The 13,988-nt window shown below is 77.1% G+C and carries 1 protein-coding gene (only partly in view); it reads left to right on the plus strand.

Features of this window, described 5'->3' with window-relative positions; genetic code table 11:
• Window positions 1–3: 3 nt before the first annotated feature.
• A protein-coding gene (locus TK50_RS11375) for a type I polyketide synthase (protein ID WP_043962714.1) crosses the window boundary here: on the plus strand, window positions 4–13,988 show its 5' portion. It continues 16,036 nt past the right edge of the window; the window shows 13,985 of its 30,021 coding nt (coding positions 1–13,985); its start codon is at window positions 4–6; the stop codon falls past the right edge of the window.

Here is a 13,988-nt window from a genome sequence, read left to right on the forward strand (position 1 = left end):
CTGATGTCCACGTCTGCAGATAAGGTCGTCGAGGCGCTTCGGGCTTCGCTCAAGGAGACCAGCCGGCTCAAGCAGCTCAACCAGCAGCTGACGGCGGCGGCCCGGGAGCCGATCGCCATCGTGGCGATGTCCTGCCGCTACCCGGGCGGGGTGTCGTCGCCGGACGAGCTGTGGGACCTGGTGGCCGCAGGCGGCGACGCCATCGGCGGCTTCCCCGCCGACCGGGGCTGGGACCTGGACAACCTGTACGACCCGGAGGCCGGCCGGGTCGGCCGTTCCACCACCCAGCAGGGCGGGTTCCTCTACGAGGCGGCCGAGTTCGACGCCGACTTCTTCGGCATCAGCCCCCGCGAGGCCCTGGCCATGGACCCGCAGCAGCGGCTGCTGCTGGAGACCTCGTGGGAGGCGTTCGAGTCGGCCGGCATCGCCCCGTCGTCGGTGCGCGGGCAGAAGGTCGGCGTGTTCGTCGGCACCGCCGCCAACGGCTACGGCGTCGGCCAGGACGGCGGCGCGGACGGCGCCGACGAGGGCTACCTGCTCACCGGCACCGCCACCAGCGTCGTCTCCGGCCGCATCGCGTACGCGCTGGGCCTGGAGGGGCCGGCCGTCACCGTGGACACCGCCTGCTCGTCGTCGCTGGTCGCCCTGCACCTGGCCTGCCAGGCGCTGCGGTCCGGCGAGTTCGATCTGGCCCTCGCGGGCGGCGTGACCGTGATGGCCACCCCCAGCGCGTTCGTCGGGTTCTCCCGGCAGCGCGGCCTCGCCTCCGACGGGCGGTGCAAGTCGTTCGCCGCCGCCGCCGACGGCACCGGCTGGGCCGAGGGCGTCGGCCTGCTCCTCGTTGAACGGCTCTCCGACGCCCAGCGCAACGGCCACCGCGTCCTCGCCGTGGTGCGCGGCTCCGCGATCAACCAGGACGGCGCGTCCAACGGGCTCACCGCCCCCAACGGGCCGGCGCAGCAGCGGGTCATCCGGCAGGCGCTCAGCAACGCCCGGCTCGCCCCCGCCGACGTGGACGCCGTCGAGGCCCACGGCACCGGCACCACCCTCGGCGACCCGATCGAGGCGCAGGCGCTGCTGGCCACCTACGGGCGGGACCGCGACGGGCACGACCCGCTGTGGCTCGGCTCGATCAAGTCGAACATCGGGCACAGCCAGTCCGCCGCCGGCATCGCCGGGATCATCAAGATGGTCATGGCGATGCGGCACGGGCTGCTGCCGGCTACCCTGCACGTCGACACCCCGTCGCCGCACATCGACTGGTCGGCCGGGGCCGTGTCGCTGCTCACCGAGCCCCGGCCCTGGCCCGAGGTGGACCGGCCGCGCCGGGCCGCCGTGTCGTCGTTCGGCATCTCCGGCACCAACGCCCACGTCATCCTCGAACAGGCCGACGCCGCGCCCGCCCCCGGCGTACCCGAGGACCGGCCCGGCCTGCTCGCCGCGCCCGCCGCCACCGTGTGGGCGCTGTCCGCCCGGTCCACGGCGGCCCTGCGCGCCCAGGCCGCCCGTCTCGCCCGCTACGTCCGCGCCCGCGCCGGCCTCGACCCGGCCCGGCTCGCCTGGTCCCTCGCCGCCACCCGCTCCGAGTTCGAGCACCGGGCCGCCGTCGTCGCCGCCGACCCGGCGCAGCTCCTCGCCGGCCTCGACGCCCTCGCCGCCGGCACCCCCGCCGGGACCGTCGTCACCGGCGTGGCCGGCGAACCCGGCGAGGGACCCGTCTGGGTCTTCCCCGGCCAGGGCGCCCAGTACGTCTCGATGGCCGCCGGCCTGATCGGCACCTGCCCCGTCTTCGACGAGGCCCTCGCCGAGTGCCAGGCCGAGTTCGACCGCTGGCTCGACGTGGACCTGGTCGCCGTCCTCACCGGCGCCGACGAGTCGTGGCTGACCCGCACCGAGGTCGTCCAGCCGGCCCTGTTCGCCGTCGGCGTCGGCCTGGCCCGGGTGTGGCGGCACGCCGGCCTCACCCCCCGCGCCGTCGTCGGCCACTCGCAGGGCGAGATCGTCGCCGCCCACGTCGCCGGGGCGCTCTCCCTCGCCGACGCCGTCAAGATCCTCGCCCTGCGGGCCCGCGCCCTCGCCGGCATCGCCGGCACCGGCGCGATGGTCGCGGTCGACCTGCCCGCCGCCGAGGTCGCCGGCCGGCTCCCCGACGGGCTGAGCGTCTCCGTCGTCAACGGGCCCACCGCCACCGTCGTCTCCGGCCCGCCGCAGGCCGTCGCCGACCTGGCCGCCGCGTACGCCGCCGAGGGCGTACGCGCCCGGATCATCGACATCGACTACGCCTCCCACTCGCCGGCCGTGCAGCCCGTCGCCGACCGGATGCGCGCCGACCTGGCGGGCGTCGTGCCCGGCGACGCCGACGTGCGGATCCTCTCCACCGTCACCGGCACCTGGATCGACGGCGCGGCCCTCGACGCCGACTACTGGGCGGAGAACCTCCGCCGGCCGGTGCTGTTCGACACCGCCGTGCGCACCGCCGTCGACGCCGGACACACCGACTTCGTCGAGGTCTCCCCGCATCCGGTGCTGAGCATGTCGCTCACCGCGATCCTCGACGACACCGGCACCACCGGCCGGGCCCTGGCCACCCTGCGCCGCGGCGAGGACGCCGCCGCGCGGCTGCTCACCAGCCTCGCCGCCGCCCACGCCCACGGCCTCGCCGTCGACCTGCGCCGCGTCCTCGCCCCCGCCGACGCCCTGGTCGACCTGCCCACCTACGCGTTCCAGCGGCAGCGCTACTGGCCCGAGCGGACGGCCGCCGCCACCGCCACCGGACCGGTCAGCCCCGACGTCGTCGACGTCGAGTTCTGGTCGGCCGTCGAACGCGCCGACGTGGCCGCCCTCGCCGCCCAGCTCGACGGCGCGCCCGCCGACCTGGAGGTGCTCGCCCCGGCGCTGCCCGTGCTGTCGTCGTGGCGCAAGGCCCGGCTGCAGCGCGCCGTGCTCGACGGCTGGTCGTACCGGATCGTCTGGAAGCCCGCCGGCCCGCCCGCCGGCCCGACCGTGGCCGGTGACCTGCTCGTGGTCCTGCCGGCCGGCGACGCCACCGTGGCCGGCTGGGTGGACGCCCTCGAAGCCGCCCTTGCCGACCCGGCCGCCGCACCGGGGTCCGCCCCCGACGGCCGGCGGGTGCGGCGCGTCGCCGTCGACCCCGCCGGGGCCACCCGCGAGGAGCTGGCCGCCGCCCTCGCCGCGCACCGGGACGCGCCCCTGGCCGGCGTGGTGTCGCTGCTCGGCCTCGCCGACGACCAGTACCCGGACCACCCCGGCATCCCCACCAGCCTGGTCGCCACCACCCGCCTCGTGCAGGCGCTGCGCGACGCCGACCTGCCCGCCCCGCTGTGGTGCCTCACCGTCGGCGGCGTCGGCACCGACCCGGCCGAACCGGTGGCCAGCGCCGCCCAGCACGCCCTGTGGGGCCTCGCCCGGGTCGTCGGCCTGGAACACCCCGGCCAGTGGGGCGGCCTCGTCGACCTGCCCGCCGCGCCCGACGCCGCCTGCTGGGCCGAGGTCGCCCGCATCCTCGTCGGCGGCGGCGACGAGGACCAGTTCGCCGTCCGCCCCTACGGCACGTTCGTGCGCCGCCTCGCCCGCGCCACCACCCGCACCGCCGGGCGGGTCACGACGTGGCAGCCGCGCGGCACCATCCTCGTCACCGGCGGCACCGGCGCGATCGGCGCGCAGGCCGCCCGCTGGCTCGCCGCCAACGGCGCCGAACACCTGGTGCTCACCAGCCGCCGGGGACTCGCCGCCGCCGGCGCGGCCGAGCTGGCCGACGAGCTGACCGCCACCGGCGTACGGGTCACCGTCGCCGCCTGCGACATGGCCGACCGCGAGCAGGTCGCCGCCCTCGTCGCCGGCCTCGACGACGTCGCCCCGCTCACCGCCGTGCTGCACGCCGCCGGCATCACCCAGCTCACCGCCCTCGTCGACACCGACCTCGACGTCCTCGACCACGTCATGGCCGGCAAGGTCGCCGGGGCGGTGCACCTCGACGAGCTGCTCGGCGACCGGCCGCTCGACGCGTTCGTCACGTTCGCCTCCATCTCCGGTGTGTGGGGCAGCGGCGGCCAGGGCGCGTACGCGGCCGCGAACGCGTACCTCGACGCGCTCGCCGAGCAGCGCCGCGCCCGGGGACTCGCCGCCACCTCCGTCTCCTGGGGTGCCTGGGCCGAGGGCGGCATGGCCACCACCGAGGAGGCGCAGCGACTGCTCAGCCGGCGCGGCCTCAACCCGATGCAGCCGGCCGCCGCGCTGCTCGCCCTGCGCCGCGCCGTCGAGCACGGCGAGACCTGCCTCGTCGTCGCCGACGTCGCCTGGGAACACTTCGCCCCCGCCTACGCGTCCGCCCGGCCCCGCCCGCTGCTCGACGACATCGCCGAGGCCCGCGACGCCCTCGCCGCCCGCCCCGCCGACGGCATCACCGACCACGCCGCCGCCCTGCGCCGCGACCTGGCCGCCGTGACCCGCGCCGAACGCGACCGGCAGCTCACCGACCTGGTGCGCGGCCACGCCGCCGCCATCCTCGGCCACACCGGCACCGACGCGGTCAAGCCGAAGCGGGCGTTCAAGGAGCTGGGCTTCGACTCGCTGACCGCCGTGGAGCTGCGCAACCAGCTCACCGCCGCGACCGGGCTGGCCCTGCCCACCACCCTCATCTTCGACTACCCCAACCCGGCCGCTCTCGCCGGGCACCTGGCCGCCCTGCTGCGGCTCGACGACGCCGCGCCCGCCGCCGGTACCCCCGGGGGCGGCACCGGCCCGGCCGCCGCCGACGAACCCATCGCCATCGTCGGCATGAGCTGCCGCTACCCCGGCGGCGTCAGCGACCCCGACGGGCTGTGGGACCTCGTCGCCTCCGGCCGCGACGGCATCACCGAGTTCGCCCCCGACCGGCACTGGGACCTCGACCGGCTCCTCGCCGCCGACCCCGACGCGCCCGGCCGCTCCTACACCCGGCACGGCGGGTTCCTCGACGGGGCCACCGACTTCGACCCCGTCTTCTTCGGCATCTCCCCCCGCGAGGCCCTCGCCATGGACCCGCAGCAGCGGCTGCTGCTGGAGGCCACCTGGGAGGCGTTCGAGCAGGCCGGCGTCACCCCCGACAGCCTGCACGGCACCCCCACCGGCGTGTTCGTCGGCGCGTCCCCGTCCGGCTACGGCACCGGCGACGAGACCCCCGACCTGGACGGCTACCGGCTCACCGGCGGCGCGCACAGCGTCATCTCCGGCCGCGTCTCCTACACGTTCGGCCTGGAGGGCCCGGCCGTCACCGTCGACACCGCCTGCTCGTCGTCGCTGGTGGCCCTGCACCTGGCCGTGCAGTCGCTGCGGCAGGGCGAGTGCGACCTCGCCGTGGCCGGCGGCGTTACCGTCATGGTCACCCCCGGCGCGTTCGTCGAGTTCACCCGGCAGGGCGGCCTCGCCGCCGACGGGCGGTGCCGTTCCTTCGCCGCCGCCGCCGACGGCACCGGCTGGGGCGAGGGCGTCGGCGTCCTCCTCGTCGAACGCCTCAGCGACGCCCAGCGGCGCGGCCACCGCATCCTCGCCATCGTGCGCGGCTCCGCCGTCAACCAGGACGGCGCGTCCAACGGGCTGACCGCCCCGAACGGGCCGTCGCAGCAGCGGGTGATCCGGCAGGCCCTCGCCAACGCCGGCCTCACCACCGCCGACGTGGACGCCGTCGAGGCCCACGGCACCGCCACCACCCTCGGCGACCCCATCGAGGCGCAGGCGCTCCTGGCCACGTACGGGCAGGACCGCCCCGCCGACCAGCCGCTGTGGCTGGGGTCGATCAAGTCGAACATCGGCCACACCCAGGCCGCCGCCGGCGTCGCCGGGGTGATCAAGATGGTGCAGGCGCTGCGGCACGGCACCCTGCCGGCGACCCTGCACATCGACGAGCCCACCCCGCACGTCGACTGGACGGCCGGCGCGGTCGAGCTGCTCACCGAGGCCCGGCCGTGGCCGCAGGTGGACCGGCCGCGCCGCGCCGCCGTGTCGTCGTTCGGCGTCAGCGGCACCAACGCCCACGTGATCATCGAGCAGCCGCCCACGCCGGTGGCCGACGACGCGACCGCCGAGCAGCCGCCCGGCGCGACCGTGCAGCGGCAGGACGGCGTGACCGCCGACCGGCCGCACGGCGACGCCGGGCACCCCGCCCCGCCGCTGGTGCCGGTGCTGCTCTCCGCCCGGGGCGAGGGTGGCCTGTCCCGCCAGGCCACCCGGTGGGCCCGGCGCTGGGCCGACCGGACCACCGGCGGCGACCTGCCCCGGCTGGTCGACGTCGGATGGACGTCGCTCGTCGCCCGCACCGCCCTGGAACACCGCGCGGTGCTCCTCACCGCCGACCACGCCGAGCTGGCCGCCGCCCTGACCGCCCTCGCGGCAGGCGAGCCCACCGACGCCGTCGTCACCGGCCGCGCCGCCGACCGGGGCCCCGTCGCCCTGCTCTTCTCCGGCCAGGGCGCGCAGCGTGCCGGCATGGGCCGGGAGTTGGCGGAGTCGTTCCCGGTGTTCGCGTCGGCGTTGAACGAGGTGTGTGGTCACCTGGATCCGCTGCTGCCGCAGCCGCTCAAGGAGGTGCTGTTCGCGGCGGAGGGCTCCGCCGACGCCGCTCTGTTGGACCAGACCGTCTTCACGCAGGCGGGCCTGTTCGCCGTCGAGGTGGCCCTGTTCCGGCTCGTCGAGTCGTTCGGGGTGGTGCCGGACTTCGTCGGCGGGCACTCGGTCGGTGAGATCACCGCCGCGCACGTGGCGGGGGTGCTGTCCCTGGCCGACGCGTGTCAGCTCGTCGCGGCGCGGGGTCGGTTGATGCAGGCGTTGCCGGCCGGCGGCGGGATGCTGGCGGTCAACGCGGCCGAGGCCGACGTAATCGAGTCGATCGCCGGTCGGGCCGACGTCGGGATCGCCGCCGTCAACGGGCCCACCTCCGTGGTGGTCTCCGGCGCGGTCGAGGCCCTGGACGAGGTCGAGCAGACCTGGCAGGGCCGGGGCGTGCGCACCCGCCGGCTGGCCGTCAGCCACGCGTTCCACAGTCCGCTGATGGAGCCGATGCTGGCCGAGTTCCAGGCGACCCTGGAGACGCTGACGTTCGCCGCGCCGCTCGTGCCGGTCGTGTCGAACCTGACCGGGGCGCTCGCCGACGCCGACGACCTGCGTACCGCCGACTACTGGGTGCGGCACGTCCGCGAGGCCGTCCGGTTCGCCGACGGGGTCGCCGCGCTGCGCGCCGCCGGGGCGGACACGTTCGTCGAGATCGGCCCCGGCGCGGTGCTCACCGCCCTGGTCCGCGAGACCCTGACCGGCGACGAGCTGCTCGCCGTCCCGGCCCAGCGCCGCGACCGCGCCGAGCCCCGCGCCCTGCTCGCCGCCCTCGCCGAGCTGTACGCCGCCGGATCCACCGTCGACTGGGCCCCGCTGCTCGCCGACGCCGCCCCGACCCGGGTCGACCTGCCCACGTACGCGTTCGCGCGGGAACGCTTCTGGCTGCGGCCCGCCGGCCGCGCCTCCGACGTCTCCGGGGCGGGCCTCGGCGCGGCCGGGCACCCGCTGCTCGCCGCCGCCGTCCGGCTGGCCGGCGAGGACGCGGCCGTGCTCACCGGCCGGCTCTCCGTCGCCGCCCAGCCGTGGCTGGCCGACCACGTGGTCGCCGGCGCGGTCGTCGTCCCCGGCACCGCGCTCGTCGAACTGGCGCTGCGCGCCGGCGACGAGTTCGGCCCCTGCCGGGTGGGGGAGCTGACCATCGCCACCCCGCTCGTGCTCCCCGCCCAGGGCGCGGTGCGCGTCCAGGTCCGCGTCGGCCCCCGCGACGGCCTCGGCGGACGGGCCGTCACCGTGCACTCCCAGCCCGACCACGACCCCGACGGCGACTGGGTGCGGCACGCCGAGGGCCTGCTCACCGCCGTCGAACCCACCGCCGACGCCGGCCTCGGCGCGTGGCCCCCCGCCGCCGCCGTCGAGGCCGACCTCGCCGGCTGGTACGACGCCCTCGCCGGCCACGGCATGACGTACGGGCCGGTGTTCCAGGGCCTGCGCCGCGCCTGGACGGCCGGCGACGACACCGTCTACGCCGAGGTGACCCTGCCCGCCGCGACCGCCGACGGCAGCGCCGGCTTCGGCGTGCACCCCGCCCTGCTCGACGCCGCCCTGCACCCCACCGCCCTGCTGCCCGGCGACGGCACCACCGGCCCCAAGGCCCCGTTCGCGTTCGCGGGCGTCCAGGTGCACGCCGTCGGCGCGGACACCCTCCGCGTCCGGCTCACCCGCGCCGGCACCGCCGTGCGGCTGCTCGCCGTCGACGACACCGACCGGCCCGTGGTCACCGTCGACTCCCTCGTCCTGCGCGAGATGACCGGCGGCGACCCGTCGGCGGCCACCCTCGCCGCCCGGTCGCTGTTCCGCGTCGACTGGCGGGCCGAGCCGCTCGCCCCCGCCGACGCGCCCCGCGCCGCCCTGCTCGGCCCCGCCATGCCCGCGCTGCCCGGCGTCCCCGCCCACCCGGGCGTCGCCGAGCTGGCCGCCGCCGGCGACGTACCCCCGCTGGTCCTGCTGCCCGTGCCCGCCACGCCCGCCGGCCTGCCCGCCGACGCGCTGCCCGCCGCCGTGCGGGCCGGCACCGCCGCCGTGCTCGCCGCCGTCCAGGCGTGGCTCGCCGCCGACGCCCTCGCCGACACCCGCCTCGCGGTGGTCACCCGGGGCGCGGTCCGGGCCACCGACGCCGACCCCGCCGACGAGCTGACCGGCGCGGCCGTGTGGGGCCTGCTGCGCGCCGCCCAGTCCGAGCACCCCGGCCGGATCGTCCTGGCCGACCTCGACCGGGACCTCGACGCGCCCGCCGTCGCGCTGCTCGCCGCCGCCGCCGACGACCCGGCTGCGGCGCAGCTCGCCGTCCGCGCCGACACGATCCTGACCCCCCGTCTGGTACGCGCCGACACCCCACCCGCGCCCGCCCGACGTCCCCTCGGCGGCACCGTCCTCGTCACCGGCGGCACCGGCGCCCTCGGCGCGCTGCTGGCCCGGCACCTCGTCACCGACCGGGGCGTGGACTCCCTCGCCCTGGTCAGCCGGCGCGGCCCCGCCGCCGACGGTGCGGCCGACCTCGCCGCCGAGCTGACCGGCCTCGGCGCGCGGGTCGACGTGCTCGCCTGCGACGTCACCGACCCCGACGCCGTGCGTGCCCTGGTCGGGCGGCTCACCGCCGACGGTGGTCGGCTCGCCGGGGTGGTGCACACCGCCGGGGTGCTGGACGACGCGGTGGTCACCGGCATCGACGCCGACCGGCTGGCCCGGGTCCTCGCGCCGAAGGTCGATGCGGCGTGGCACCTGCACGAGGCCACCGCCGGCCTCGACCTCGACCTGTTCGTGATGTTCTCCTCCATCGCCGGGGTCCTCGGCTCCCCGGGCCAGGGCGCGTACGCCGCCGCCAACCACTTCCTCGACGCGCTCGCCGCCCACCGCCGGGCCCGGGGCCTGACCGCGCACTCCCTGGCCTGGGGCATGTGGGACACCGACGGCATGGCCGCCACCCTCAGCGCCGCCGACCGGTCCCGGGTCACCCGCTCCGGCCTCGGCCTGATCAGCGGGCCCGTCGGCGTAGCCCTGTTCGACGCCGCCGTCGCCGCCGACGCCGCCGCGCTCGTCCCCGCCGTCGTCGACGTGCCGGCGCTGCGCGCGGCGGCCACCGCCACCGGCGTACCGCCGATGCTGCGCGCCCTCGTCGGCACCGCGACCGCCCGGCGGCAGGCCGGCGGCGGCGCGGCCGGCGGCTGGGCGCAGCGCCTCGCCGCGCTCGCCCCCGACGAGGCCCGCGCCCAGGTGGACGTGCTGGTGCGGGGTCTGGTCGCGCAGGTGTTGGGGCATGGTGGTGCGGAGGCGGTGCCGGCGGATCGGGCGTTCCGGGAGTTGGGTTTCGACTCGTTGACGGCGGTGGACCTGCGTAACCGGGTCAACGCGGCCACGGGGCTGCGGCTGGCGTCCACGCTGGTGTTCGACTACCCGACCCCGACGGCCCTCGCCGCGCACGTGCACGAGCAGCTCACCGGCGTGACCGCCGACCGGCCCGAGGCGGTCGCCGCCACCGGCGGCGGCGACGAGCCGATCGCGATCGTGGGCATGGCCTGCCGTTATCCGGGCGGGGTGGCCAGCCCCGACGACCTGTGGGCGCTGCTGGCCGACGGCGGGGACGGGATCTCCGAGTTCCCGGCCGACCGGGGCTGGGACCTGGAGTCTCTCTTCCACCCCGACCCCGACCACCCCGGCACCTCCTACGCCCGGCACGGCGGCTTCCTCGCCGGGGCGGCGGAGTTCGACCCGGCCTTCTTCGGCATTTCGCCGCGTGAGGCGATCGCGATGGATCCGCAGCAGCGGTTGCTGCTGGAGGCGTCGTGGGAGACGTTCGAGTCCGCCGGGGTCGACCCGGCGCGGGTGCGGGGCAGCCGCACCGGCGTCTTCGCCGGCCTGATGTATCACGACTACGCCTCGCAGGTGCAGGAACTGCCGGAGGGCCTGGAGGGCTACATCGGCACCGGCAACTCGGGCAGCGTCGTCTCCGGACGCGTCGCCTACACGTTCGGCCTGGAGGGGCCGGCCGTCACCGTCGACACGGCGTGCTCGTCGTCGCTGGTCGCGTTGCACCTGGCGGCGCAGGCGCTGCGGTCGGGGGAGTGTGACTTGGCCCTGGCCGGTGGTGTGACGGTGATGGCGACGCCGGGGACGTTCGTGGAGTTTTCGCGGCAGCGGGGGTTGTCGGCTGACGGTAGGTGCAAGTCGTTCGCCGCGTCGGCGGACGGGACGGGCTGGTCGGAGGGCGTGGGCATGCTGCTGGTGCAGCGGCTCTCCGATGCGCGGCGCGACGGCCGGCGGATCCTCGCCGTGGTGCGGGGCACGGCGGTGAACCAGGACGGGGCGTCGAACGGTCTTACCGCGCCGAATGGTCCGTCGCAGCAGCGGGTGATCCGGCAGGCCCTGGCGAACGCGCGGTTGACCCCGGCGGACGTGGACGCGGTCGAGGCCCACGGCACCGGCACCACCCTGGGTGACCCGATCGAGGCGCAGGCGCTGCTCGCCACCTACGGGCAGGACCGGGCGACCCCGCTGCTGCTGGGCTCGATCAAGTCGAACATCGGGCACACCCAGGCTGCCGCCGGGGCCGCCGGGATCATCAAGATGATCATGGCGATGCGGCACGGGGTGGTGCCCCGCACCCTGCACGTCGACGAGCCGTCCCCGCACATCGACTGGACGGCCGGCGCCGTCGAACTGGCCACCGAGGCCCGGCCGTGGCCCGAGACGGGCCGCCCCCGCCGCGCCGCCATCTCCTCGTTCGGGGTCAGCGGCACCAACGCGCACGTCGTCATCGAGCAGCCGCCCGCCGACCCCCGGCCCGCCCGACCCGGCGAGGCGGCGGTGCGCTCCGGCGACGCGTCCGCCCACACCGGCGACGCGCACCCGGCGGCCGTGCTGCTGTCGGGCCGCACCCAGGCGGCCCTCGCCGCCCAGGCCGACCGCTGGGCCCGCTGGCTCGCCGCCGACCCGACCCCCCGCCCCGCCGACGTGGGCTGGTCGTCCGTCGTCACCCGGGCCACCCTGGAACACCGCGCCGTGCTCGCGGCAGCCGACCGCGACGAACTCCTCGCCGGGCTGCGCGCCCTCGCCGCCGGCGAACCGGCCGGCACCGTCGTCACCGCCGCCGCCGGCACCCCCGGCGGGCAGCTCGCCGTCCTCTTCTCCGGCCAGGGCGCGCAGCGCGCCGGCATGGGTCGGGAGTTGTCCGCCGCGTTCCCGGTGTTCGCGTCGGCGCTTGACGAGGTGTGCGGTCACCTGGATCCGGTGCTGCCGCAGCCGCTGCGGCCGGTGCTGTTCGCCGATGAGGGTTCCGCCGAGGCGGGTCTGTTGGATCAGACCGTGTTCACGCAGGCGGGGTTGTTCGCGGTTGAGGTGGCGTTGTTCCGGCTGGTGGAGTCGTTCGGGGTGGTGCCGGACTTCGTCGGTGGGCATTCGGTTGGTGAGATCACGGCCGCGCATGTGGCGGGGGTGTTGTCGCTGGCCGACGCGTGCGCGCTGGTGGCGGCGCGGGGTCGGTTGATGCAGGCGTTGCCGGCCGGCGGCGGGATGCTGGCGGTCAACGCGGCCGAGGCCGACGTGATCGAGTCGATCGCCGGTCGCGCCGACGTCGGGATCGCCGCCGTCAACGGGCCGTCGGCCGTGGTCGTCTCGGGTGCCGTCGAGGCCCTGGACGAGGTCGAGCAGCTCTGGCAGGGCCGGGGCGTGCGCACCCGCCGGCTCGCCGTCAGCCACGCGTTCCACAGTCCGTTGATGGAGCCGATGCTGGCCGAGTTCCGGGCCGTCCTCGACGGGCTGTCGTTCCGGACGCCGCTCGTGCCGGTCGTGTCGAACCTGACCGGGGCGCTCGCCGAACCGCAGGAGCTGACCCGGGCCGACTACTGGGTGCGGCACGTCCGCGAGGCGGTCCGCTTCGCCGACGGGGTCGCTGCGTTGCGGGCCGCCGGGGTGGGCACGTTCCTGGAGGTCGGGCCGCAGAGCGTGTTGACGGCTCTGGCCGCCGACGTGCTGCCCGGCGACGAGGGCGTGCTGACCGTCGCCGCCCAGCGCCGCGACCGGCCCGCCGCGCGGGCGCTGCTCGCCGCGCTGGGCGAGCTGCACGTCCACGGCGTGCCGGTCACCTGGACCCAGTGGTACGCCGGCACCGAACCGCAGCGCGTAGACCTGCCCACGTACGCCTTCCAGCACGAGCGGTACTGGCTCGGCATCGGCCGCGCCCGCGCGGGCGACGTCACCGGCGCCGGCCTCGGCGCTGCCGGGCACCCCCTGCTCGGCGCGGCCGTCACCGTCGCCGGCGAGGACATGGTCGTGCTCACCGGCCGCCTCTCCGTCGCCACCCACCCGTGGCTCGCCGAGCACACCGTCTCCGACACGGTCGTCGTCCCCGGCACCGCCCTCGTGGAGTTGGCCGTCCGGGCCGGCGACGAGGCGGGCGTCTCCCGCCTCCGGGAACTGACCATCGCCGCGCCACTCGTGCTGCCCGCCACCGGCGGCGTACGCGTCCAGGTGCGCGTCGGCGCGCCCGACCCGACCGGCGCCCGACCCGTCGCGGTGCACGCCGAGACCGACGGTGACTCCGGGTGGGTTCGGCACGCCGAGGGTGTGCTGGAGCCGGTGGCAGCCGAGGAGCCGGTGGTGGGGGCGTGGCCGCCGGTGGGCCTGCCGGAGGTGGACCTGTCCGGTTGGTATGCGGGTCTGGCAGGTCTCGGCCTGGTCTACGGGCCGGTGTTCCGCGGGCTGCGTCGGGTGTGGGCCGGCGACGGCGAGGTGTTCGCCGAGGTGGCCCTGCCCGACGAGGTCGAGGGCGCGGCGGCGTTCGGGGTGCATCCGGCGTTGCTGGACGCGGCGTTGCACCCGATCGGGCTGTTGCTGGCCGACGAGGGGCCGGCAGGGGCGCGGGTGCCGTTCGTGTTCTCGGGTGTGCAGGTGCACGCGTCGGGTGCGCGCCTGTTGCGGGTGCGGTTGACGCGGTCGGGCTCTGAGATCCGTCTCGTCGCGGTGGACGAGTCGGGTGCGCCGGTGGTGTCGGTGGACTCGATCGTGTTGCGTGAGTTGACCGGGGTGGGCGTCGCGAGCGCGGCGTCCCGGTCGCTGTTCGAGGTGACCTGGCAGGCTGCCGACGTCGCCCCGGCCGCCGACCCCGCCGGCTGGGCGCTGCTGGCCGGCGAGGACCTGCCGGCGATGCTGCCCGGCCTGCCGGCGTACCCCGACGTGGCGGCCCTGCTGGCGGCGGTGGCCGCAGGGGCCGACGCCCCGCGCGCCCTCGTGTTGCCGGTCGCCGCCGCCCCCGACGCCGCCCTCCCCGAGGCGGTGCGGGCGGTCACCACCGGCGTCCTCGCGGCCACCCAGGCGTTGCTGGCCTCCGATGCGCTCGCCGACACGCGACTCGTCGTCGTCACCCGGGGCGCCGTGGCCGCCGGGCCGGC

The organism is Micromonospora haikouensis (assembly GCF_000876225.1).
Classification (GTDB): Bacteria; Actinomycetota; Actinomycetes; order Mycobacteriales; family Micromonosporaceae; genus Micromonospora; species Micromonospora haikouensis.